Source organism: Halomonas sp. H5 (assembly GCF_050613175.1).
Taxonomy (GTDB): Bacteria; Pseudomonadota; Gammaproteobacteria; order Pseudomonadales; family Halomonadaceae; genus Bisbaumannia; species Bisbaumannia salifodinae.
This window is the reverse complement of the sequence record NZ_CP192510.1, coordinates 2,052,081-2,074,658: the sequence shown is the minus strand read 5'-3', so window position 1 is coordinate 2,074,658 and position 22,578 is coordinate 2,052,081. Positions and strand designations below refer to the sequence as shown.

At 67.9% G+C, this 22,578-nt stretch carries 27 protein-coding genes and 1 tRNA gene; 17 read left to right on the top strand and 11 right to left on the bottom strand.

Going from position 1 to position 22,578, the window contains the following annotated elements:
• Window positions 1–65 precede the first annotated feature (65 nt).
• Window positions 66–1,001 (top strand): histone deacetylase family protein, encoded by a 936-nt coding sequence (locus ACQ1W9_RS09735; RefSeq protein ID WP_431026376.1) that lies wholly within the window; start codon window positions 66–68, stop codon window positions 999–1,001.
• Window positions 1,002–1,113: 112 nt separating this feature from the next.
• Complete coding sequence (locus ACQ1W9_RS09730) at window positions 1,114–1,746, top strand: helix-turn-helix domain-containing protein (protein WP_346062395.1); 633 nt, start codon at window positions 1,114–1,116, stop codon at window positions 1,744–1,746.
• A 76-nt stretch (window positions 1,747–1,822) separates the two neighbouring features.
• On the opposite strand, the gene ACQ1W9_RS09725 is transcribed toward ACQ1W9_RS09730, so the two are convergent.
• Together ACQ1W9_RS09725 and ACQ1W9_RS09720 are read right to left on the bottom strand one after the other, a co-directional pair.
• The gene (locus ACQ1W9_RS09725; protein WP_431026375.1) at window positions 1,823–3,265 is read right to left on the bottom strand and encodes an APC family permease; all 1,443 of its coding nucleotides are present in this window, start codon (window positions 3,263–3,265) and stop codon (window positions 1,823–1,825) included.
• A gap of 212 nt (window positions 3,266–3,477) precedes the next feature.
• The gene (locus tag ACQ1W9_RS09720; protein WP_431026374.1) at window positions 3,478–4,317 is read right to left on the bottom strand and encodes a formate dehydrogenase accessory sulfurtransferase FdhD; all 840 of its coding nucleotides are present in this window, start codon (window positions 4,315–4,317) and stop codon (window positions 3,478–3,480) included.
• A 93-nt stretch (window positions 4,318–4,410) separates the two neighbouring features.
• On the opposite strand from ACQ1W9_RS09720, the gene ACQ1W9_RS09715 reads away from it, so the two are divergent.
• The 13 genes from ACQ1W9_RS09715 to ACQ1W9_RS09655 all read left to right on the top strand — a co-directional run bounded on the left by ACQ1W9_RS09715 (window position 4,411) and on the right by ACQ1W9_RS09655 (window position 15,168).
• Window positions 4,411–4,890 (top strand): DUF3305 domain-containing protein, encoded by a 480-nt coding sequence (locus ACQ1W9_RS09715; protein WP_431026373.1) that lies wholly within the window; start codon window positions 4,411–4,413, stop codon window positions 4,888–4,890.
• On the top strand, window positions 4,853–5,386 hold the full coding sequence (locus tag ACQ1W9_RS09710; RefSeq protein ID WP_431026372.1) for a DUF3306 domain-containing protein: 534 nt from the start codon (window positions 4,853–4,855) through the stop codon (window positions 5,384–5,386). The genes ACQ1W9_RS09715 and ACQ1W9_RS09710 overlap by 38 nt, the downstream gene beginning before the upstream one ends.
• Window positions 5,387–5,499: 113 nt before the next feature.
• Window positions 5,500–7,191 carry a 4Fe-4S dicluster domain-containing protein gene (locus ACQ1W9_RS09705; protein WP_431026371.1) on the top strand — a complete coding sequence of 564 codons (1,692 nt, stop codon included), beginning with the start codon at window positions 5,500–5,502 and terminating at the stop codon, window positions 7,189–7,191.
• A 4-nt stretch (window positions 7,192–7,195) separates the two neighbouring features.
• Window positions 7,196–7,849 carry a TorD/DmsD family molecular chaperone gene (locus tag ACQ1W9_RS09700; protein WP_431026370.1) on the top strand — a complete coding sequence of 218 codons (654 nt, stop codon included), beginning with the start codon at window positions 7,196–7,198 and terminating at the stop codon, window positions 7,847–7,849.
• Window positions 7,846–8,061, top strand: coding sequence for a twin-arginine translocation signal domain-containing protein (locus ACQ1W9_RS09695; RefSeq protein ID WP_346062388.1), 216 nt, complete (start codon window positions 7,846–7,848; stop codon window positions 8,059–8,061). The genes ACQ1W9_RS09700 and ACQ1W9_RS09695 overlap by 4 nt, the downstream gene beginning before the upstream one ends.
• 13 nt (window positions 8,062–8,074) lie before the next feature.
• A complete protein-coding gene (locus ACQ1W9_RS09690; protein WP_431026369.1) occupies window positions 8,075–10,933 on the top strand; it encodes a molybdopterin-dependent oxidoreductase in 2,859 nt (952 codons plus the stop codon).
• A gap of 24 nt (window positions 10,934–10,957) precedes the next feature.
• On the top strand, window positions 10,958–11,086 hold the full coding sequence (locus tag ACQ1W9_RS09685) for a hypothetical protein (RefSeq protein ID WP_431026368.1): 129 nt from the start codon (window positions 10,958–10,960) through the stop codon (window positions 11,084–11,086).
• A 24-nt stretch (window positions 11,087–11,110) separates the two neighbouring features.
• A complete protein-coding gene (locus tag ACQ1W9_RS09680; RefSeq protein ID WP_431026367.1) occupies window positions 11,111–11,239 on the top strand; it encodes a hypothetical protein in 129 nt (42 codons plus the stop codon).
• Between the two features lie 24 nt (window positions 11,240–11,263).
• Entirely contained in the window at window positions 11,264–11,878 is a 615-nt protein-coding gene (gene fdh3B / locus ACQ1W9_RS09675; protein WP_146801857.1) for a formate dehydrogenase FDH3 subunit beta, read from the top strand.
• 11 nt (window positions 11,879–11,889) lie between these two features.
• Entirely contained in the window at window positions 11,890–12,942 is a 1,053-nt protein-coding gene (locus tag ACQ1W9_RS09670) for a formate dehydrogenase subunit gamma (protein WP_431026366.1), read from the top strand.
• A gap of 89 nt (window positions 12,943–13,031) precedes the next feature.
• Entirely contained in the window at window positions 13,032–13,352 is a 321-nt protein-coding gene (locus ACQ1W9_RS09665) for a DUF1244 domain-containing protein (protein ID WP_431026365.1), read from the top strand.
• Window positions 13,349–13,879: a molybdenum cofactor biosynthesis protein B gene (gene moaB, locus ACQ1W9_RS09660; RefSeq protein WP_431026364.1), complete on the top strand. Its 531-nt coding sequence runs from the start codon at window positions 13,349–13,351 to the stop codon at window positions 13,877–13,879. The genes ACQ1W9_RS09665 and moaB overlap by 4 nt, the downstream gene beginning before the upstream one ends.
• A 77-nt stretch (window positions 13,880–13,956) precedes the next feature.
• Window positions 13,957–15,168 carry a molybdopterin molybdotransferase MoeA gene (locus tag ACQ1W9_RS09655; protein ID WP_431026363.1) on the top strand — a complete coding sequence of 404 codons (1,212 nt, stop codon included), beginning with the start codon at window positions 13,957–13,959 and terminating at the stop codon, window positions 15,166–15,168.
• Between the two features lie 9 nt (window positions 15,169–15,177).
• Here the strand turns inward: ACQ1W9_RS09655 and ACQ1W9_RS09650 are convergent, their stop codons facing one another.
• The 7 genes from ACQ1W9_RS09650 to ACQ1W9_RS09620 all read right to left on the bottom strand — a co-directional run bounded on the left by ACQ1W9_RS09650 (window position 15,178) and on the right by ACQ1W9_RS09620 (window position 18,481).
• Complete coding sequence (locus ACQ1W9_RS09650; RefSeq protein WP_431026362.1) at window positions 15,178–15,741, bottom strand: ACP phosphodiesterase; 564 nt, start codon at window positions 15,739–15,741, stop codon at window positions 15,178–15,180.
• A gap of 22 nt (window positions 15,742–15,763) precedes the next feature.
• Window positions 15,764–16,117: a TusE/DsrC/DsvC family sulfur relay protein gene (locus ACQ1W9_RS09645; protein ID WP_431026361.1), complete on the bottom strand. Its 354-nt coding sequence runs from the start codon at window positions 16,115–16,117 to the stop codon at window positions 15,764–15,766.
• Window positions 16,117–16,407 carry a sulfurtransferase complex subunit TusB gene (tusB, locus tag ACQ1W9_RS09640; protein ID WP_431026360.1) on the bottom strand — a complete coding sequence of 97 codons (291 nt, stop codon included), beginning with the start codon at window positions 16,405–16,407 and terminating at the stop codon, window positions 16,117–16,119. Before tusB ends, ACQ1W9_RS09645 begins: the two co-directional genes overlap by 1 nt.
• An 18-nt stretch (window positions 16,408–16,425) precedes the next feature.
• Complete coding sequence (locus tag ACQ1W9_RS09635; protein WP_431026359.1) at window positions 16,426–16,806, bottom strand: DsrE family protein; 381 nt, start codon at window positions 16,804–16,806, stop codon at window positions 16,426–16,428.
• A 9-nt stretch (window positions 16,807–16,815) separates the two neighbouring features.
• Window positions 16,816–17,208: a sulfurtransferase complex subunit TusD gene (gene tusD, locus ACQ1W9_RS09630; RefSeq protein WP_431026358.1), complete on the bottom strand. Its 393-nt coding sequence runs from the start codon at window positions 17,206–17,208 to the stop codon at window positions 16,816–16,818.
• A gap of 69 nt (window positions 17,209–17,277) precedes the next feature.
• A complete protein-coding gene (locus tag ACQ1W9_RS09625; RefSeq protein WP_346062378.1) occupies window positions 17,278–17,946 on the bottom strand; it encodes a Bax inhibitor-1/YccA family protein in 669 nt (222 codons plus the stop codon).
• Between the two features lie 124 nt (window positions 17,947–18,070).
• Window positions 18,071–18,481 carry an NUDIX hydrolase gene (locus ACQ1W9_RS09620; protein WP_431026357.1) on the bottom strand — a complete coding sequence of 137 codons (411 nt, stop codon included), beginning with the start codon at window positions 18,479–18,481 and terminating at the stop codon, window positions 18,071–18,073.
• Window positions 18,482–18,598: 117 nt separating this feature from the next.
• Here ACQ1W9_RS09620 and ACQ1W9_RS09615 point away from each other — a divergent pair.
• Window positions 18,599–18,688: transfer RNA gene (locus ACQ1W9_RS09615), tRNA-Ser, on the top strand.
• A 113-nt stretch (window positions 18,689–18,801) separates the two neighbouring features.
• On the opposite strand, the gene ACQ1W9_RS09610 is transcribed toward ACQ1W9_RS09615, so the two are convergent.
• The gene (locus tag ACQ1W9_RS09610; RefSeq protein WP_431026356.1) at window positions 18,802–20,511 is read right to left on the bottom strand and encodes a potassium/proton antiporter; all 1,710 of its coding nucleotides are present in this window, start codon (window positions 20,509–20,511) and stop codon (window positions 18,802–18,804) included.
• Window positions 20,512–20,653: 142 nt separating this feature from the next.
• Between ACQ1W9_RS09610 and ACQ1W9_RS09605 the strand changes: the two genes are divergently transcribed.
• Window positions 20,654–21,742: an ABC transporter substrate-binding protein gene (locus tag ACQ1W9_RS09605; RefSeq protein ID WP_431026355.1), complete on the top strand. Its 1,089-nt coding sequence runs from the start codon at window positions 20,654–20,656 to the stop codon at window positions 21,740–21,742.
• Here ACQ1W9_RS09605 and ACQ1W9_RS09600 read toward each other — a convergent pair.
• Complete coding sequence (locus ACQ1W9_RS09600) at window positions 21,739–22,518, bottom strand: alpha/beta fold hydrolase (protein ID WP_431026354.1); 780 nt, start codon at window positions 22,516–22,518, stop codon at window positions 21,739–21,741. The two genes, ACQ1W9_RS09605 and ACQ1W9_RS09600, sit on opposite strands and share 4 nt — an antisense overlap.
• Between the last annotated feature and the right edge of the window lie 60 nt (window positions 22,519–22,578).

Here is a 22,578-nt window from a genome sequence, read left to right as displayed (position 1 = left end):
TTATTGGCACTGTCATGCAAGGCCGACCAGCGTTTAAGGTCGTGGCGACGCGCCTGGAGCCTGCCATGATCACCGCCTATATCACCCACCCCCGCTGCCTCGACCACCATATGGGGCCGGAGCATCCCGAGAGCCCGCTGCGCCTGGAGGCGATCCGTGCTCGCCTGTCGCTGGCCGGCCTGCTCCAGCAGACCATGCAGTCCGAGGCCAAGCCGGCCAGCGACGAGCAACTGGAACGGGTGCATCCACGGCGCCATATCCAGTCGCTGATCAAGTGCGTCCCCGAGCATGGCTTGATCTCCCTGGACGGCGACACCCTGATGAACCCCGCCAGCCTGGACGCGGCCCGGGTCGCCGCCGGGGCGGTGATCCGTGGCGTCGACCAGGTCTATCGCCGGCAGGCCGACAACGTCTTCTGTGCGGTGCGCCCGCCGGGACACCACGCCGAGGCCAGCGAGGCCATGGGCTTCTGCTTCTTCAACAACGTGGCGGTGGGGGCCGCCCATGCCCGGGCCCAGTATGGCGCCAGCCGCATCGCCATCCTCGACTTCGACGTCCACCAGGGCAACGGCACCGTGGACATCTTCAAGGACGACCCCGGGGTGCTGGTCTGCTCCAGCTACCAGTACCCGCTGTACCCCTGGCGCTACCTCAAGGCGGAGTACGCCAATGTGATCAATACGCCGCTGCCCGCCGGCAGCGATGGCGCCGTCTTCCGCGAGGCCATCGAGCGCGACTGGCGGCCGGCCCTGGAGGCCTTCCGCCCGGAGCTGGTGCTGGTCTCGGCGGGCTTCGATGGCCATCGGGACGATCCCCTGGCGGAGCTCTGCCTCACCGAGGCCGACTATGACTGGGTCACTCGCTTCGCTTTGGAGATCGCCGCGCGCTTCGCCGACGACCGCCTGGTCTCGGTGCTGGAGGGAGGCTATGACCTGGAGTCCCTGGGACGCAGCGCCGGGGCCCATGTGCGGGCACTGCTGGGACTGCCCTTCGAGGGCTGAACCACGCTGACGCCGCTGCCTATCCCGGTGTCGCCGTGGGACAGGCGCCGCCCCACGGCGGCCGGTGTTCTATGGTACGCTTTGAGGAAATATTTTTCCGATAGTGAACCTTATGACCGCCACCACCGATCAGGCTGCCGCCCTGCGTATCGCCTCGGGACGCAAGGCCTTCGTCGAGCCGCTGCGACTCGGCGAGCGGCTCAAGGAGATCCGTCTCGCCAATCACTGGACCCTGGACGACGTCAGCCAGCGTACCGGCCTGGCCCGCTCGACCCTGTCGAAGATCGAGAACGACCAGATCTCTCCCACCTTCAGCGCGGTGCAGAAACTGATCACCGGCCTGGATATCGACCTGCCCCAGCTGCTCAGCCCCCCCAAGGCCCAGCAGCGCACCCTGGGGCGGCGCGACCTGACCCGGGTCGGCGAGGGGCAGCTCCATCCCACCCCCACCTACGAGCATGAGCTGCTCTCCTGGCAGCTGGCCCAGAAGCGCATGATCCCCTTCAAGACCATCGTGCGGGCCCGCCACTTCGAGGAGTTCAACGAGTGGGTGCGCCATGACGGCGAGGAATTCCTGATCGTCCTCGAGGGAGCGATCCTGCTCTACACCGAGTTCTATGAGCCGCTGCGCCTGGAGCGCGGCGACAGCATCTACTTCGACAGCGACATGGGCCATGCGCTGATCTCGGTGAGTGAGGAAGACGCCGTGGTGCTCTCGGTCTGTACCCGAGGCGATGTGGTCTGACGGACTAGTCCCAACGCCCCCGAGAGCAACAAAAAAGGCCCCATAACGGGGCCTTTTGCATGGTGTCGGCTGTCACTCAGCGCCCGGGATGGGCCTCGGTCTCGGTGCCGGCCAGCTCGCGGTACATCATCTTGTCGCTGAAGGCCACGCCATAGCGCGCCCGGGACCAGGCATAGAGCACCAGGCCCAGGCCCATCCAGCCCAGGAACAGGACCCACTCCGCCGGCGCCAGCGCCGCCGGGCTACCCGGCAGATAGAGGGCGATCAGGCCCAGGGAGAGCAGCACGGCGATCACGCCCACCGCCATGCCCTGACGCACCTCGAAGGGGCGTTCCATCTCCGGCGCCTTGATGCGCAGCACCACGAAGGAGAGCGACACGAAGAGGTAGGCGATCACGATCCCCAGGCCACCGGCGACCACCAACCAGACCAGCGCCGGACGCCCGAAGAAAGGCGCCAGACAGGAGAGGATCCCCATCAGCAGGATGGCATTGGTGGGAGTGCGGTGCTTGGGGTGCAGCTTGGCCAGGAAGGCCGGCAACATGCCCGAGTGGGCCAGGGCGTAGATCGCCCGGGAGCCGCCCACGTAGAAGGCATTCCAGCTGGTGATGATCCCGGCGATCCCCGCCAGCACCATCAGGTTACCCGCCCAGGGGGCCCGGAACACCGCCTGCATGGCATCGGGCACCGCCAGGGAGCTGGCCCCCAGGGCCTCGGCATCCAGCATCAGGGAGGTACCGAGGATGATCAGCGCATACCAGAACACCGCCATGATCACCGAGATCATCAGTACCCGACCGATCTCCCGGAACGGCAGGTTGATCTCCTCGGCGGCCTGGGGAATGACGTCGAAGCCGACGAACATGAAGGGCACCATGATCAGTACCAGCATGATGCCGCCCATCACCCCCTCGGAGGTATTGAACAGCGGCTCCATGGTGGCCCGTTCGCCCTCGAACAGCGCCCCGGTGATAAACATGATGCCCACCGCCAGGATCAACAGGGTCACCACCTTCTGCACCAGGGCCGCGGTGCGGATGCCCACATAGTTGATCGCCATCATCGCCACGGAGCCGGCGACGCCCACCGCCACCCAGGTGGCCTGAACGTCCCAGCCGGCGATGGTCCACAGATGGCCCACCGCATAACCGGGGAAGAGGTGCTCCACCACCGTGGGCAGCGCCACCGCCTCGAAGGCCACCACGCTCACATACCCCAGGGCAATGGCCCAGGTGCAGAAGAAGGAAGCGAAGTGGCCGAGGGCCCGATAGCTGTAGACATGCTCGCCGCCTACCTGGGGCATGGCCGAAGCCAGCTCAGCATAGGTCAGGCCCACCAGCACGATGGCGATACCGCCGAGGATAAAGGCGGTGATGGCGCCGAGGCTGCCAGCGGACTGGATCCAGCTGCCGGTCATCACGATCCAGCCCCAGCCGATCATGGCGCCGAAGGCCAGCGCCAGCACATCCTTGCGTGCCAGCACACGCGTCAATTGAGTTCCGGATGGAGAATCCGTCATGGGTGTCTGCCTCAAGATTTGAATTATCGTAAAAATGCCATTTCATCGACACTTTTGTATCTTATATGCCACGCGCGACAAAGATAATTGACAAGCAAGGTGGACACAAGCGCCCCGGATAATTCCTGAGGCTCGCGAGGGAAATCAGCATGAGTGCGGCCGGACACCGCACCAGAATCGTGCAGAAAATCAAACAACTGCACCAGCAGGAATCAGCGATGGCGATCCCCCGGGCGCCGCGCCGGCATGGCATCCAGCACCAGCCGCTCGCCGGCATGAATGGCCTGGAAGTGCTTGCCCTTGGCCCGGGCGATCAGCAGCACCCCGAAGCGGCTGGCCAGCTCCACGCCCTTCTGGGTGACCCCGGAACGGGAGACCAGCACGCCGATGCCCATCTGGGCCACCTTGAGCACCATCTCCGAGGTCAGGCGCCCGGTGGTATAGAAGATATCCGCCGCCGTCGACTCCGCCTCCTCCAGCCACTGGCGCCCGGCCAGGGTATCCACCGCATTGTGGCGCCCCACGTCCTCGACGAAATCGAGCACCGCCTCCTGGCGGCACAGGGCACAACCATGCACGGCCCCGGCACTGCGATAGGTCTCGTTATAGGCGCCCAGGTTGTCGAGCAACCGATAGAGCACCGACTGACTTAACCGCGTGGCCGGTGGCGTCGGGGGAATGCTCTCCAGCAGCCGCCCGAAGACGGTGCCCTGGCCGCAGCCGGTGGTCACGGTGCGGGTGGCCAGCCGCGCCTCCAGGTCCTCGGGGGGATGGCGGGTGACCACCGCGGCGGACTCCACCTCCCAGTCCACCGCTACCTGGAGCAGGTCTTCCCGGGCCGCCACCAGGCCCTGATTGCGCAGGTAGCCCACCACCAGGGCCTCCGGGTCGGCCCCCAGGGTCATCAGGGTGACGATCTCGCGCTTGTTGAGGTAGACCGTCAGGGCCCGCTCGGCGGCGATCGCCTGGCGCCGAGGCTCGCCATACTCATCGACGACCTCGATCTCCAGGGTAGCCGGCAGCCGGGCATGGGTACGCGGCAAGGCAAGCATTCGCAACTCCTTAATCAATCGTTGACCCCGATCATGGCAGTCTCGGCCGGGACTGTCTTTACTGCAGGGGAGTCAAGCCGACAAGAGCGCCCCATGCCAGCCACCACATCCTGCTCCCTGAGTTTCGACCTGTCGAGCGTCCCCGTCACCATCAAGGGCTTTACCCGCCTGCGCTGGAAAATCGTCGACCTGACGCCGGGCGAGGCCGGCCCCTGCTGCCTGACGCTGCAGCTGCTGATGACCGAGCGCGCCGCCTACCGCTTCAACCTGGCCTCCGCCGCCCCGCGACTCTTCCTGCGCGCCGGTGACAGCGATACGCCTGAGCCCCACCCCAGCGCCATCACCGCCAGCCAGGAGGTGGCGGCGGCCTGGATGGACGGCGAGCAATGCGTTCTCGAGGTGGCCATGCCGCTGGCCATCCAGGCCTGGATCGAGGCCTATCTGGCCCGCCACGGCGAGGCGCCCCCGGAGGGCCGCAAGAAAAACGCCAGGGCGCCGGTCGCGCCCGGGAGCTGCAACCATGAGAGAGACAGCCATGAGTCGCCTGTCCCGCTGGTCCGAGCGCAAGCGTGAAGCCTCTCAGGCCGAGGAACCCCCGGCCCCGCCGCCCGCCGACGAGGCCGACGTCGAGATATCGGCGACGCCAGCCGCCGATGACGCCCTGCCCGACCCCGACGACCTGGCGCCGGGCAGCGAGATCTCCGCCTTTATGGCCAGCGGCGTCGGCGAGGCCCTGCGCCGCCGCGCCCTGCGCCGCCTCTTCGCCGGCGACCAGTATGGCGTGCGCGACGGCCTGGATGACTACGACGACGACTATCGACGCCTGCAGCCGCTGGCCGGCGAACTGGCCGAGCGCCTGCGGCGCTGGACCCGCCCCGCGGAAGCGCCGGCCGAGGACGACCTGTCCACCGAGGCAGACGGCGATCCGGTGCCTAACGACCTAGCCTCCGAGTCCCGGGATGCCGGCGATGACGAGACACGCCCCGATCCCCCGCAGACATTAGACCAAGGATCACCTGGCGAGATACCCAGAACCGACCACACTCATTCATTAGCGATAAAAAAATAAGCCCGAGAGTCAGGCCCGGCCGCGACGGCCCCGGCAATGTCACAAGCTAGGACCGTGAACAGGGCCGTGGCTAAGGACCGTGACCAAGACCGTGAATCGAACCGTGAGAAACCATGACCCCATCGCTAGCGGCCGACGACCGTAACCGTCTGGCCCGGGAGAGCGCCTATCGCCGCGTCTCCTGGCCCCGCAACCTGGCGCCAAGCAGCGTCACCTATGCCAGCGCCGGCCATGCCCTGCTGATCGGCAACGAAGCCGATACACGCCGCGCCGCCGTGGCGTTGGAAAATCTCGGGCTAGCCTCCCTGGCCCTGCTGTTTACCGAGGCCAGCTCGGCCATCGACGGCGAGGAGGCCGACGAGCTGCTGAGCCGGACCCGGGCCCTGCCCAGCCATTCCCTGAATCGCGGCGAGGCCGAGGCCCTGACCCTCGAGGGCTACCTGGGACGCTTCCGCGTCGGCCTGAAGCGGGGAGGCGAGTGGCTCGACCTGGCCCGGGCCCTGGCCGGGCGCGACCACTTCGACCTGGTCCTCGACCTGGGCAGCCGCCCGCGGCTCGACCTGGAACTGCCGCCGCCGGGCTACCTGGCCAGCCGTGGCGAGCCCCTCGAGGCCTCGGCCCTGGCCGACTGGGCGGCCCTGGTGGGCGAGTTCGACAAGCCCCGCTACTTCGAGATCGAGGCTAGCCTCTGCGCCCATGACGCCCAGGGCAAGCGCGGCTGCAGCCGCTGCCTCGAGGTCTGCCCCGCCGATGCCATCGCCAGCCACCCGGGACGCATCGAGGCCCGGGTCGAGATCGACCCCTTCCGCTGCCATGGCGTGGGCAGCTGCACCAGCGCCTGCCCCACCGGCGCCATCCGCTACCGCCTGCCGGAGGATCACCAACTGCAGCACACCCTCGCCGCCTGGCTCGAGCACTATCGCCAGGCGGGGGGCCGCGACCCGGTGGTACGCTTCGCCGCCGCGGCCGATCTCGCCGACGAGGCCCGGGTGGCCGGCCAGCTGATCGACCTGCCCCTGGAGGAGCTCGGCAGCGCCGGCCATGACCAGTGGCTGGCGGCCCTGGCCTTCGGGGCGGCGGAAGTCCGTATTCAGTACATGGCCGAGATGCCCGAGCGCCTGCGCACCTTCCTGGACGGCGAACTCGCCCTGGCTCACGGCCTGCTCGAGGCCCTGGGACTGCCTCCCGAGCGAATCCGGGCCATCGACGCGGATCCCGCGGCCCGGGATGCCCCGCCGCGTCTCCCGGCCCTGGCCCCCCTGAGCGAGGCCCCCGACGAGCCCGGCAAGCGCGAACGCCTGAATCACGTGCTCGATCACCTGGCCGCCCAGGGCCGCGGCGATGGCGGCCGCCATGGGCTGCCCCGGGGCGCCGCCTATGGCGGCATCCGGGTGGATAGCCAGCGTTGCACCCTCTGCCTGGCCTGCGTCTCCGCCTGCCCCACCCCGGCCCTGGCCGCCGGCCAGGAGCGGCCGGTGCTGAGTCTGCGCGAGGCCGACTGCGTGCAGTGCGGCCTGTGCGAGGCGACCTGCCCGGAGCAGGCCATCACCCTGGAGCCCGGTTTCCTGGCCGCCCCCGAGCGCAGCGAGCGGCGCACGCTTCACGAGGACGCCCCCTTCCACTGCATCGGCTGCGGCAAGGCCTTCGCCAGCGCCGCCACCATCGAGGCCATCAAGGGCAAGCTCGCCGCCCATCCCTATTTTTCCGGCGAGGCCGCCCGACGCCTGGAGATGTGCGAAGACTGTCGCGTCCGAGACGTCTGGCGGTCGCTGGCCCGGGATCCCGAAGCGCAACTCAAGGTATGACGCCATGACAGAGACCACGACCGCGCGCCCCGCCGACGAGGAATCGGCCCTTCACGCCGAGATCTATCGCCTGCTGGCCGAGTTGCTGCGCCAGGCCCCGAACGGCGAGCTGCTCGACTGGCTGGGCGAACTGCAGGCGGAGGATGGCGGCCCCCTGGGACGGGCCTGGGACGGCCTCGCCGCGGCCGCCCGGCAGGCGCAGCCGACGGCCCTGGAGCGGGCCCACTTTCGTCACCTGATCGGCGTGATCCAGGGCGAGGTGGTCCCCTACGCCTCCTGGTATCGCCAGGGAGAACTGATGGACGAGGCGCTGATCAGCCTGCGTCGCGACCTCAAGCGGCTGGGCATCGCCCGGCATGCCGACAACTCGGACCCGGAGGATCACCTGGCGGCGCTCTTCGAGTGCATGGCGATTCTTACCGAGTCACAGCCCGAGGCGGCGCCGGCCTTCTTCGAGCGCCATCTGGCACCCTGGGCCAGCGACTGCCTGGCGGACCTGGCCCGGGTCGACACCCCCTTCTATGCCCGGCTCGCCGAGCTGGGCCTGGCCTTTATGGCCCATGAGCAGGCGCGTCTCGAGCAGGCGGCACAGCTTCAGGCCCTGCGCTGGGCCAATGCCCCCCGGTCATCCCACCACCAGAGTGAGGCCAAATCATGACTCAGCAGCGATCCGACACCCCCGTGAACCCCCGGCGCCGGCAGTTCCTCAAGACCCTCGGCGCCGGCACCGCCGCGGCCTCCGCGGTCGCCGGCCTCGGCCATGTCTCCCTGGTCCAGGCCGAGAGCGCCTCGCCGCGCACCGATGAGGCACCGCGCCGCTACCACGAGAGCGAGCATATCCGCGCCTACTACGCCACCCTGCGGGACTGAGGAGGAAGCCACCATGCGTTTGACGCCCAAGCACGCGACCCCCGAGGCCGGCGCCGGCCTCGGTATCTCCCGGCGCCAGTTCCTCAAGCGCAGCGGCGCGACCACCGGCGGCCTGGCCGCCGCCGGCCTGATGGGCGCGCCGATGATGCGCCGCGTCGATGCCGCCGAGCGCACGCCCTATTCGGACGCCCCCATCGAGACCCGGCGCACCATCTGCTCCCACTGCTCGGTGGGCTGCGGCGTCTATGCCGAGGTCCAGGAAGGGGTCTGGACCGGCCAGGAACCGGCCTTCGACCATCCCATCAGCCGCGGCGCCCACTGCGCCAAGGGCGCCTCCCTGCGCCAGCATGGCCACTCCACGCGGCGCCTCAAGTACCCCATGAAGCTGGTGGACGGCGAGTGGCAGCGCCTCTCCTGGGAGGAAGCCATCGACGAGATCGGCGATCGGGTCCTGGCCCTCACCGAGGAGCATGGCCCGGACAGCATCTACTGGCTGGGCTCGGCCAAGTTCAGCAACGAGCAGGCCTACCTGATGCGCAAGTTCGCCGCCCTGGCCGGTACCAACAACACCGACCACCAGGCGCGCATCTGCCACTCCACCACCGTGGCCGGGGTGGCCAACACCTGGGGCTATGGGGCGATGACCAACTCGCTCAACGATATCCAGAACAGTCGCTCCATCCTGTTTATCGGCTCCAACCCCAGCGAGGCGCACCCGGTAGCCATGCAGCATATCCTGCTGGCCAAGGAGCGCAGCCAGGCGCAGATCATCGTCGTCGACCCGCGCTTCACCCGCACCGCCGCCAAGGCCAACCACTATGTGCGCATCCGCCCCGGCTCCGACGTGGCCTTTATCTGGGGCCTGCTGTGGCACATCTTCGAGAATGGCTGGGAGGACCAGCAGTACATCGACCAGCGCGTCTATGCCATGGACGAGGTGCGTGAGGAAGTGTCGGCCTTCCCGCCCGCCGAGGTGGAGCGCATCACCGGCGTCCCCGAGGCGCAGATGCGCGACACCGCCCAACGCCTGGCCGAGAACCGCCCCGGCTGCATCGTCTGGTGCATGGGCGGCACCCAGCACACCACCGGCAACAACAACACCCGTGCCTACTGCATCCTCGAGCTGGCGCTGGGCAATATCGGCGTCTCCGGGGGCGGCGCCAATATCTTCCGTGGCCACGACAACGTCCAGGGCGCCACCGACCTGGGCCTGATGTCCCACTCATTGCCCGGCTATTACGGCCTCGCCGAGGGCGCCTGGGCCCACTGGGCCCGGGTCTGGGACCTCGACCTGGAGTGGCTCCGGAGTCGCTTCGACCAGGCCGAGTACGCCGACGGCCAGCCCATGCATACCAACGGCATCACGGTGTCGCGCTGGGTCGACGGGGTGCTCGAGGAGGAAGAGGCGATCTCCCAGCGCACCCGGCTCAAGGCGATGTTCTACTGGGGCCATGCGGTCAACTCCCAGACCCGCGGCCCCGAGATGCAGCGCGCCATGCAGCAGCTGGAGATGATGGTCATCGTCGACCCCTACCCCACGGTGGCTGCGGTGATGCACGGGCGCAGCGACGGCGTCTACCTGTTGCCGGCGGCCACCCAGTTCGAGACCACCGGCAGCGTCACCGCCACCAACCGCTCCCTGCAGTGGCGGGACCGGGTGATCGAGCCACTCTTCGAGTCCAAACCCGATCACGAGATCATGTACCTGCTGGCCCGCAAGCTGGGCTTCGCCGAGGAGCTCTTCAAGCATATCCGCGTGGAGGGCAGCGAGCCGGTGATCGAGGACATCACCCGGGAGTTCAACCGCGGCATGTGGACCGTGGGCTATACCGGGCAGAGCCCCGAGCGCCTCAAGGCCCATCAGCAGAACTGGCACACCTTCAGCTTCCGGACCCTGCGCGCCGAGGGCGGCCCCGCCGATGGCGACTACTATGGCCTGCCCTGGCCCTGCTGGGGCACCGCCGAGATGAATCATCCCGGCACGCCGATCCTCTACGACACCAGCAAGCCGGTCTCCGAGGGGGGGCTGACCTTCCGTGCCCGCTTCGGCATCGAGCACAACGGCGAGAATATCCTCGCCGACGGGGTCTTCAGCCGCGACTCGGACCTCAACGACGGCTACCCGGAGTTCACCGATCAGATGCTCAGGGACCTGGGCTGGTGGAACGAGCTGACCGCCGAGGAGCGCGCCGAGGCCGAGGGCAAGAACTGGAAGACCGACCTCTCCGGCGGCATCCAACGGGTGGCCATCGCCCACGAGTGCGCGCCCTTCGGCAACGCCAAGGCGCGCTGCAACGTCTGGACCTTCCCGGACCCCATCCCCAGGCATCGCGAGCCGCTCTACACCAGTCGTCGTGACCTGGTGGCGGACTACCCCACCTGGGACGACGTGGCCTCCCACTACCGGCTGCCGACCCTCTACAAGAGCATCCAGGACAACGACAACTCCGACCGCTACCCGATCATCCTCACCTCGGGGCGCCTGGTGGAGTACGAGGGCGGCGGCGAGGAGACCCGCTCCATGTCCTGGCTCGCCGAGCTGCAGCAGCAGATGTTCGTCGAGATCAACCCGGCGCTGGCCAACGACCTGGGGGTCGCCGACGGCGACATGGTCTGGGTGGAGGGCGCCGAGGGAGGCCGGGTGCGCGTCCAGGCCCTGGTGACCCCTCGGGTGGCCCGGGAGGTGGTCTTTATGCCCTTCCACTTCGGTGGGATGTTCCAGGGCGAGAGCCTGCATGACCGCTACCCGGAGGGCAGCGCGCCCTATGTTCTGGGCGAGGCGGCCAATACCGCCACCACCTATGGCTACGACAGCGTGACCCAGATGCAGGAAACCAAGTGCACCCTGTGTCGGATCGAGAAAGCCAGCTGATGGCCCGCGCGACAGGAGATTCCCATGGCTCAGATGACATTCATGTGCGACGCGGAACGCTGCATCCACTGCAACGGCTACGTCAGCGCCTGCAAGAACACCAAGATGCAGGAGACCCAGTGCATCCTGTGTCGGATCGAGAAAGCCAGCTGATGGCCCGCGCGACAGGAGATTCCCATGGCTCAGATGACATTCATGTGCGACGCGGAACGCTGCATCGAGTGCAACGGCTACGTCACCGCCTGCAAGAACACCAAGATGCAGGAGACCCAGTGCATCCTGTGTCGGATCGAGAAAGCCAGCTGATTGCCCGCGTGACAGGAGATTCCCATGGCTCAGATGAAATTCATGTGCGACGCGGAACGCTGCATCGAGTGCAACGGCTGCGTCACCGCCTGCAAGAACGCCAACGAGACCGAGTGGGGCATCCAGCGGCGGCGGGTGGTCACCCTCGATGACGGCCTGCCCGAGGAGGTCTCCATCTCGGTGGCCTGCATGCACTGCGACGATGCCCCCTGCATGGCGGTCTGCCCCACCGACTGCTTCTATCGCACCGAGGACGGCATCGTCCTGCACGACAAGGACCTGTGCATCGGCTGCGGCTACTGCCTCTATGCCTGCCCCTTCGGCGCCCCCCAGTTCCCCCAGCAGGGGGCCTTCGGCGAGCGCGGCAAGATGGACAAGTGCACCTTCTGCGCGGGTGGCCCCGCCGACTCCCCGGAGGAGGAGTACGCCAAGTACGGGGCCAACCGCATCGCCGAAGGCAAACTGCCGCTGTGTGCCGAGATGTGCTCCACCAAGGCGCTGCTCGCCGGCGATGCCCAGACGGTGGCGGATATCTTCCGCCAGCGGGTGGTGCAACGCGGGCATCCCGACGGCGCCTGGTCGGACAACCCCCGGGCCAGCGTCGATGACCTGGCCTATGACGCCACCCGCCAAGGGTAAGGAGGCCCGTGATGCACATTGCCAATCCAGGCCGGCTCGCCGGCTGGCTCGCCGCCACCCTGGTGCTGGCGTTCGGCCTGCTGCTGGCCCCCGCGCTCCTGGCCCAGGAGACCGCGGACCGGGAGACCGCCACCGCCGTGGTGGGGGTGACCCCCGACACCTGGCGGCTGGTCCGTAGCGGTGAGGTGGACGCCAACTTCCGCGATAGCCGCGCCGACTCCAATTACAACCTGGTCAACGCCAGCGGCGAGGGCTGGCGCCAGTGGCGCAACCGCTGGGTCTCCCCCTTCGGGCTGATCGCCATCGGCGGCATGGCCCTGATGATCGCGCTCTTCTACCTGCTGGTGGGTCGCAAGACCCTGGACGAGCCGCGCACCGGGCGGCTGTTGCTGCGCTGGTCGGTGCTGACCCGGGCCCTGCACTGGAGCGTGGCCACCCTCTTTATCCTGCTGGCCCTCTCCGGACTCAACCTGCTCTACGGCAAGTTCGTGTTCCGGCCGCTGTTCGGTGACGCCATCTGGGGCGCCATGATCAGCGCCTCCAAGGTGGCCCATAACTACCTGGGACCGCTGTTCGGCGTCCTGCTGGTGGTGCTGCTGCTCAAGCTGCTGCGCCATAACCTGCCCAGCCGCGAGGACCTGACCTGGTTCAAGAAGGGCGGCGGCCTGACCGGCAAGGGCCACGTGGAGGCGGGCTTCGCCAACGCCGGCGAGAAGGTCTGGTACTGGCTGTTGGCCAGCGCCGGGGTGGCGGTGATCCTCAGCGGCCTGGTGCTCGACTTCCCCAACTTCGGCCAGGCCCGCGACACCATGCAGTGGGCCAACCTGATCCATGCCCTGGGCGCCCTGGGGCTCACCGCCGTGGCCCTGGGACATATCTATATCGGCACCCTGGGCACCGAGGGCTCCTTCGAGGGCATGAAGAGCGGCTACGTGGACGAGAGCTGGGCCAAGGAGCACCACAGCCTGTGGTACGAGGAGGTCAAGGAGAGCGCCGAGACGCCGCCGGCTCCCGCCCAGTCATCTCCCCCGGAGGATGGCACCCTGCCCCAACGACCGACCTGAATGGCCCCACGAAAGTGACGCAAAAGAGACCGCCCACCGGCGGTCTCTTTTGGTATGCTGGAATGAAAATTTCCAGAGGAGACAAGCCCATGCAACACCTGGACGATGCCACCCGCACCGAACTGGAAGCCGCCGCCTTCCGCCACCTGCTCAAGCACCTGGACCAGCACAAGGAGGTCCAGAACATCGATCTGATGATCCTCGCCGACTTCTGCCGCAACTGCCTCTCCAAGTGGCTGGTGGCCGCCGCCGAGGAGCGCGGCGCCGAGCTCGACTACGAGGCGGCCCGGGAATACGTCTATGGCATGCCCTATAGCGAGTGGAAGGAGAAGCACCAGGCCCCGGCCACTCCCGAGCAGTTGGCCGCCCTGGAGGCTCGCCAGCAGGCCAAGAAGGAAGCCGATCAATGAGCCAGGATCGCGACGCCTTCGTGCCCCTGCGTATCGCCGTGCTGACCGTCTCGGACACCCGCACCGAGGCCGATGATCGCAGCGGTGACGCCCTGGTGGAGCGCCTCACCACCGCCGGCCACCAACTGGTGGAGAAGCGCATCATCGCCGACGACGTCTACCGCATTCGCGCCCAGGTGGCCGCCTGGATCGCCGAGCCCGAGGTCCAGGTGGTGCTGACCACCGGCGGCACCGGCTTTACCGGTCGCGACTCCACCCCGGAAGCGGTGGGCGTGCTGCTCGACAAGCGCATCGAGGGCTTCGGCGAGCTCTTTCGCCAGCTCTCCTACCGGGAGGTGGGCAGCTCCACCATCCAGAGCCGCTGCCTGGGCGGGCTGGCCAATGCCACCGTGGTGTTCTGCCTGCCCGGCTCCACCGGCGCCTGCCGCACCGCCTGGGACGGCATCCTCGCCGAACAGCTGGATAGCCGGCATAAACCATGCAACTACGCCAACTTGGTGATTCCGGAGCGGGGCACCCATGGCTAAATACGCCCGGCGATGGCACAAGCCATGTCACTCTCTACCACTTCAGGCCAACCTGGTAATCCCCGAAAGAGGCACCCATGGCTAAGCTGGCCCCGATCGAGGCGGCGCTGGCGGCACTGCTGGAGGGCGTCGAGCCCCTGGAAAGCGCGCCGCTCGCGACGACGGAAGCCGCGGGCCGAGTGCTGGCCGAGCCGGTAATGGCGCGCCAGGACGTGCCCGGCTTTGACAATAGCGCCATGGATGGCTATGCCCTGCGGATCGCGGATGCCGGCGAGTGCCTGCCGGTAAGCCAGCGTATCGCCGCCGGTCAGCCCGCCGAGCCCCTGGCTCCCGGCAGCTGCGCGCGGATCTTCACCGGCGGCGAGGTCCCCGAGGGCGCCGACTGTGTGGTGATGCAGGAGCGGGCCGAAGTGACCGAGGCTGGCATCCGGCTGCCCGCCGAGCTGACGCCGGGGGACAATATTCGCCGGCGCGGCCGCGATGTCGGCGCCGGCAGCGAACTGCTGCCCGCCGGCCTGCGACTGGAGGCGGCGGCCCTGGGCCACCTGGCCGGCCAGGGCATTACCGAGGTGCGGGTCCGCCGCCGCCCCCGGGTCGCCCTGATCAATACCGGGGATGAGGTGGTCGAACCCGGCACGCCCCTGGCCCCGGGCCAGCTCTACAACTCCAATCGCCCCATGCTGACGCGCCTGATCGAGCGCTTCGGCGGCGAACTGGCCTGCCTGGCGAAGGCGCCGGACGACCTCGAGGCCACCCGACGGCTGCTGATCGAGGCCGCCGAGCAGGCGGACCTGGTGATCACCACCGGCGGCGTCAGCGTCGGCGAGGAGGATCATGTCAAGCCGGCGGTGGAATCCCTGGGACGACTCGATCTGTGGCGCCTGGCGCTGCGCCCCGGCAAGCCCCTGGCCTTGGGGCGCCTGCCCCGGCCAGACGGCGGCGAGGCGCGCTTCGTCGGCCTGCCCGGCAACCCGGTCTCCGGCTATGTGGGTGCCTGGCTCTTCCTGCGTCCGCTGCTCGGCGCCCTGCTGGCCTGCCCCGCCCTGGAACGCCTCACCAGCGTCTGGGCCCGGGCCGAGTTCACGACCCGCACCCAGGCCCGCCGCCACTACCTGCGCGTGATGCTGCGCTTCACCCCCGAGGGGCCGGTGGCCGAGGCCTTCGCCGATCAGAATTCCGGGGTGCTCTCCTCCTGCGTGATGGCCAATGCCCTGGCCGTGGTGCCGGCCCATAGCGAGGTGGCACCGGGCGATAGCCTCGAGTGCCTATGGCTGCTGGAAGATAGCTAGGGAAGTACCTCAGGGGCGACCCAGTTCCCGCTCCAGGCGTGGCCAGAGGCGGTAGAAGGTCGCCTCGAGGTGGGGATACTCCGCCTCCAGCCAGGGAGCTAACTCGGCCAGCCGATTGCCCGGCGGCAGGCGCCGCCCCAGGCCCTCCAGGGCACGCTGGGTAAAGGCAAGATCGGCATAGCCGTTGAGCCAGTCCTGGTCGATCAGCACCGGCATCATCGACGCCAGGCGGGCCGGCGCCGGGCGCGCCTCCAGCAGCGCATAGCAGCGCGCCACCAGCGCCCGATGGCTGGCCTCGCCCTGGCCGTCCCGGGCCAGGAAGTGATCCCACATCAGGTCCAGGGCGATGCCGCTATAGCGCCGCAGCCCCTCCGGGCTCCGGCGCCGCAGGGCCAGCAGCTCCGGGTCGCCATCGATGCGCGCATCCACGCGGCGATGGTGCTGGATCCCCGCCGCCACTGCCACGGGCCAGGCGCCGAGATCACGCCCCTTCACCCCATCGGCGATCAGGTTGCCGAAAAGGAAGTCATCGCTGCCGCGATAACCCAGCCAGGCATGACCGAGAAAGTTCATGGCGGGCCTCCGACGGGTTCGGCTAGAGGCAATTGGCGGGCTTGGGCAGGCCGGCCAGGCGGGCCGCCACCTTGGGGGGGCTCTCCGGGAAGAGACGCATCAGATAGAGGGAGTTGCCCTTGTCGCTGCCCAGGGCCTGCCCCACCGCCTTGACCAGGGGACGCATGGCCGGCGAGGTCTCGAAGCGCGCATGGAAATCGCGCAGTACCTCGATCACCTCCCAGTGGGCCGCGGTCAGCTCGCGCCCCTCCTCGACGGCCAGGGCCTCGGCCACCGCCGGCGACCAGGCGGTCAGGTCCACCAGGTAGCCCTCCGGATCCAGGGCGACATGGTCGTCGCCCACCTCGAGATAACGACTCATTTCCGTGGTTGCCATCAGAACCAGCTCACCGACTTGTCGGCCTCCTCGCTCAGGGTCACGAAACCCTCCACATCCACCACCAGCACGCTATCGTCGCACTGCCCTTCCAGCCCCCGAGCGGCGAGGTCTTCCCTCAGCACGAAGAGCCGGCCAGCGATCTCCTCGAAATGCCGCGCCAGCTGCGGCAGCGCTCCCTGGACCCCATCCTCGATCAGCAACAGCCGGTCATCGGGCCCCATGGCCATCAGCGCCTGGCGATAGACCCGGCTATCCAGGGGCGAGCGGTTGAGAATATGCAGCATCATGGACGATTCCTCACCGGCTCAGAAGTTCAGTACCAAAGGATGGCGGGCCATCAAGGCCGCCACCGCCGCCGGCGCCACTCGCACGGCCGGCACCGCCAGGCGGTCGGCGTCGAGGCCCAGGGCATCCAGGTCCTCATCCACCGCCAGCAGGTTCTCCACCTCGTACAGCGGCAGCATCTCCAGCATCGGCAGGGTGCCCTTCTGCTCCAACGGGCCACGCTGCTGTCCCGCCGCCAGGGCCGCCACGCCCGGCCCCATAAAGAGCAGCGAGACCCGCTGCCCCAGCGCCGCCGCCACCAGGGCGGCCTCCAGTCCCTCGCGCAGCCACAGGCTGCCATGGGGGCCATGGCGCAATACTACCAGTAGATCCCCCTCGGGAAGCGTCGATTCGTGACTCATGAGGCCTCCTCAGGGGGCGAAGGTGATCAGGCGGTCGTGACTCAGGCCGGCGTCGACCAGTTGACCGAGCCCGGTCAGCTCGAAGGGGGGGGCGAGGCTGGCACCGTCCTTGCCATGGCGAGACGCCTCCCGCTCATCCAGCAGGCCTCGGCGCAAGCCGGCGGCGATGCACACCTGAAGCCGGGTGCCATGGTCGTCATGCAGGCGACGCCAGGCATCTCCCAGGTGAGGTTCATCCTGGGGCGGCGCCAGCAACCGGGCCGCGTTGTAGACACCATCATGATAGAAGAAGACGGTCTCCAGGTGATGTCCGCGGCGGATCAACGCCTCGGCGAAGCGCAGGGCGGAGTGGGTGGCCTGATGGCTATAGGGCCCTCCCTGCACCAGCAAAGCATAACGCATGCCAATACCTCGTCTAGAAACGCCTTGGCCCCGCCGATGGCGGGGCCAAGGTCAGTACTCCCCGTTCGCTCAGTCGCTGCTCATGATCCCCAGCAGGGAAAGCAGGCTGACGAAGAGATTGTAGATGGAGACATAGAGGGTAATGGTGGCGAGGATGTAGTTGGTCTCGCCGGCGCGATGCACGATCTCGCTGGTCTGGTAGAGGATCGCCGCCGAAGCGAACAGCACGAAGCCGGCGGAGACCATCAGCATCAGCGACGGAATCTGGAAGATCAGCCCGGCCACCATGGCCAGGATCAGCACGATGGCTCCCGCCATCAGGAAGTTGCCGAGGAAGCTGAAGTCTTTCTTGGAGACCAGCGCCACCGCGGACAGCCCGACGAAGGTCAGGCCGGTCATGGCCAGGGCATTCATCACCAGGGCCGCGCCATTGGGCAACGCCAGGTAGGCGTTGAGAATCGGACCCAGGGTGAAGCCCATGAACCCGGTGAAGGCGAAGGTGGCCAGCAGCCCCATGGCCGAGTTGGCGGTCTTGTGGACCAGGAACATCAGTCCATAGGCCCCGATAAAGAAGACGAAGATATTCATCCGCTCGATGCCCATGGACATGGCGGCCCCGGCGGTCACGGCGGAGAACAGCAGCGTCATGGCCAGCAGGCCATAGGTGTTGCGCAGTACCTTGTTGGTGCTGACGGCGTGGGTCTGCGTCCGGGCGAGCCGAGAATCTTGATAGGCCATCGATCATTGCTCCCTAGGTTGTTGATCTTGCCTGTGGCCCAAGGATGCCGTCTCCCCGTCCGCGGCGCAATACCTTGGGCTAAGGGCCTGTCTCAACGACACTCTTGGCAACCGTCTCGATCGTCTATTCGACCGAGGCGCAAAGCCAGCGTTCCACCAGCGCTCGCACCCCCGGCACTACCGCCTCGCCCAGGGCATCGAGCTCGGCTTCCGAGAACCAGCCCAGCGCCCGGGCATCGTCGCCGGCCATCCCCTCCCCCCGGCGCCAGCAACAGGCCTGGGTGATCAGCACATAGTGGTGACCCGGCTCCCGGATCTCGGCGATATCCGCCACCCCCAGGGGCTCGGCCTCCACCCCGGTCTCTTCGCGAAGCTCCCGCAGGGCCCCTTCCGCCAGGCCTTCTCCCCAGTGTAGCTTGCCACCGGGCAAGGCCCAGCGCCCCGCATTGGGCTCGCGGCCTCGCTGCACCAACAGGCAACGATCGTCACGAATCACCAGGGCCGCGACCCCCACCCGCACCCCTTCCTCGCCCATGTTCCCCTCCTTCGTCCCGGCATCCGGAGTCTGGCCCCGGGAGCTACGGGTAACGACTTGATCGCAAAAGCTTCTTGACGCGAGAAAACGGCCTGGTAATATACACCGCCGTGAGCCGGAGGGATGGCAGAGCGGTTGAATGCACCGGTCTTGAAAACCGGCGTAGGTGAGAGCCTACCCAGGGTTCGAATCCCTGTCCCTCCGCCACTCCTATTTTAGAATCAGGCGCCTACGGGCGCCTTTTTCGTTTCCCCAACATCCCCCCGAACAACCCCCGCCTCTTCCAACTATCCGGGCGAGGGCTACCGTAGCCGCCGCGCCTATTGATACAGCCGCAGCCCCACCTTGGTGATCTTGTTACCCTCCACCTCGCTGACCACCCAGTGGATGCCGTGCCAGCCCACGTCGTCCCCTACCACCGGGTGCCCCCCCACCCGCAGGGAGACGAATTCGCCCAGGGTCATGCCCTCCTCTCCCGGGGTCAGGGTCAAGCCATAGGCGCCGGCCACCTCCTGCATCAAGGCATCACCATCCAGGGTAAAGGTGCCGAAGAAGGCCTGCTGCTGCTTGAGCCGGGACTCGCCGTTGAAGAGCCGATTGAGGGCCGGCAGGTCCTCGCTACGACCGATCACGCAGAGTACGTCGCCGAGCCGGAGTCGCGTGCTGCCCTTGGGGTGCAACATGGCATGCTCGCGGAACAGCGCCGAGATCACCGCCCCGGAGGGAAACCGCAGCAGGCGGATGGGCACGTCGTCCAGGTCCTGGTTCTCGACCCGGTAAACGAACATCTCGTAGTCATTCTCCGGCAGGATGCCCAGGGGGCCACGGCGATTCGGCGTGACCCCCAGGGGCACCTCCACCTTCATCCAGCGGGCCATAAAGGAGAGGCTGCCGCCCTGAATCAGCAGCGACATCAGGACCACCGCGAAGGCCACATTGAAGTAGAGGGAGGCGTTCTCCACCCCGCCGATCACCGGGAATATCGCCAGCACGATGGGCACGGCGCCGCGTAGCCCGACCCAGGAGATAAAGCCCACCTCCCGCCAGCGGAACTTGAAGAAGGGCTTGATGGCCACCAACACCGCCAGGGGGCGGGCCACGAAGATCAGGGCCAGGGCCACCAGCAATGCCGGCAGCGCATAGTGGAGCATTTCACTGGGGGTCACCAGCAGCCCCAACACCAGGAAGAGGCCGATCTGGCTGAGCCAGGCCAGGCCATCATGCACCGGCAGGATGAAATTGAGGTGGCGCCCCGGCTGATTACCGATCATCAGGCCGGTCAGATAGATGGCCAGGAAGCCACTGCCCCCCAGGGAGGCGGTGAGGCCGAAGACCAGGAAGCCCAGGGCCAGGGCCAGCAGGGAGTAGAGCCCCGGCGCCAGATCGAGCCAGCGCAGCAGTCGCGCACTCAGCCAGCCGATGCCGATGCCGATCACCAGCCCCAGGCCGAACTGCTTGGTCAGGAACAGCAGGGTATCGAAGGGGCCGCCGATCTCCCCCACCAGGATCTCCACCAGCATCAGGGTCAGGAAGATGGCCATGGGGTCGTTGGTGCCGGACTCGATCTCGAGGGTGGCGCCGACCCGCTCGTTGAGGTTGACGCCTCGCCCACTGAGCATGGAGAACACCGCGGCGGCATCGGTGGAGCCGACGATGGCCCCCACCAGCAGGCCCTGCACCAGGGAGAGTTCGAACACCCACATGGCGATCAGCCCCACCACCAGGCTGGTGACGAACACCCCCAGGGTGGCCAGGGAGAGCGCCGGTCTGAAGCCGACACGGAAGGTCTTGAGGCGGGTGCGCAGGCCACCATCGAGGAGAATCATCGCCAGCGCCAGATGGCCGATCAAAAAGGCCAGGCCGTAATCGTCGAACTGGATGCCCAGCACGCCCTCCTCGCCCGCCAACATGCCCAGGCCGAGGAAGATCAGCAGCAACGGCAACCCCACCAGGGAGGAGAGTCGGCTGGCCAGGATACTCAGGGCCAGCAGAAAACCGCTGAGCAGAAAGAGGGTATTGATACTATCCATGTCGACGCCGCCCTCACTGAAATATAAGGATTATGCCATATCGCCCCGGCGCGGGAACTGGGCCTCGGCCTTCGACAGCCCGGCTGACTCAAGGATACACTCTTGCCTGCCTCGGCCCCCATGGCCGCCCCTTGGAGACCCCATGTCGTTGACTCCGCCACCGATTCGCCGCCTCGCCGCCCTGGTCATCGCGCTCTGTGTGGCGTGGAACTCGCCCCTGCTGGCCGAGCCGCTCATCAGCGAGGCCGCCATCGAGTCGGCTCGGGAGCTCACCGCGGATGGCCCCGAACTGCTGCCCCCGGCGCCCAGCCGAACCGACCGGGCACCCGAGCCCATCGCGCCGCCGCCGCTGCGCGAGCTGAGCGTCATGTTGGAGTGGTATCTGGGCCTGCAGCACGCTCCCTGGATCCTCGCCAGGGAGCGCGGCGATTTCGGGCGCCAGGCCCTGGCGGTCGAGTTGCTGGCGCCTGCCGACCCCGAGGTGCCCAGCAAGCTGCTGGTGAGCGAGCGCATCGACCTGGCCCTGGGCCGCCAGCCCCAGCTGCACCTGGAGAGCGCCGCGGGGCATCCCCTGGTACGGGTCGCCACCCTGATCGACAGCCCGGTCAGCGGGCTGATCATCCGCCAGGGCAACGGCATCGACTCCCCGGCCCGGCTCGGCGAGGGGCGCCTCGCCTATGCGGTGGCGGATAGCCCCCTGGTGGCCCGCACCATGCTGGCTCATCACGGTATCGAACTCGCCGATGAGCGGCTGGAGCATCGCCATTTCGACCTGGGGCAGGCGCTACTCGCCGGGGACGTGGTGGCCGTGGTGGCGCCCCTCTGGATCACCCTGAGCGCCCAGTTGACCGAAGAGGGACTCAATACGCAGCAGTTCCTCGCCGAGGAGCATGGCCTGCCCGCCTACGACGGCCTGATCCTGATGGCACACCGGGAGCGCCTCGCCGCCAAGAGCGACGATATCCAGCGCCTGGTGACGGCCCTCGAGAATGCCACCCTCTGGGCCCTCAATCACCCGGAGGAGGCCTGGTCACTGCTGATCGCCAGCGAACCCGGCCTCGACAGCGCCGCCAACCGCCGCGCCTGGCCGAGCCTGCTGGCTCGCCTGGCGCCGAGCCCCGCCGCCCTGGACGAGGGACGCTATGCCCGCTTCGAACGCTTCCTGCTGGACGCGGGACAGCTGGAAACGGCACGGCCGGTGTCACGGCTGGCGATCGATCCCAGTCGCTAGGCCTCGACCCGGCCCATAAAGTCGTTCACCGCCGCCTGGAAGGCTTCCGGCTGCTCGGCGTGAAGCCAGTGGCCCGCCTCCAGGGTCACCAGTTGCGCCTCGGGAAGCACCTCGCGCAGGGTCGGTAGCATGGCATCCGTCACATAGCTGGAGCGGCTGCCGCGAATCACCAGGGTCGGGCCATTGAAGGGGTCCTCCCCCTCCGGCTCGCCGCGAATCGCCTCGTAATCGGCCTCGATCTCGTCGAGCCCGACCCGCCAGGCCATGGCCCCTTCACCGCGCACCAGGTTGGTGGCCAGGAAGAGGCGCACCGCCCGCTCCGGCACATGTTCGGCCATGATGCCGTCCACCTCGCGGCGATTCTCCGGTGCCGCCGCCTCCACCGCCCGCAGGGCAGCGAAGATGGCATCATGGCCGTGGCCATAGGCCACCGGGGCGATATCGGCCACCACCAGGGAGGCGACCCGCTCGGGATGACGCCGCGCCAGGGTGATGGCCACCTTGCCGCCCATGGAGTGCCCCAGCAGATGACAGCGCTCGATGCCCAGCCGATCCAGGGTCGCCAGCACATCGCCGGCCATCTCGCCATAGGCCATTCCCGTGGCGTGGGGCGAACGGCCATGGTTGCGCAGGTCCACCGCCACCACCCGGCGCTCCTGCTGCCAGCCCCGCAGATGGGAGCGCCAGTTATCGGCGCTGCCCAGCAGGCCATGGATCACCACCAGGGGAAGCCCTTCCCCTTGGCCCCCATCCAGGGTATGCAGCTCGATCGCCATCCTCGTCTCCTTGTCATTGATCGGGTTCGCCCGGCGACGCCGGGCCACGTAAGGGCCGGA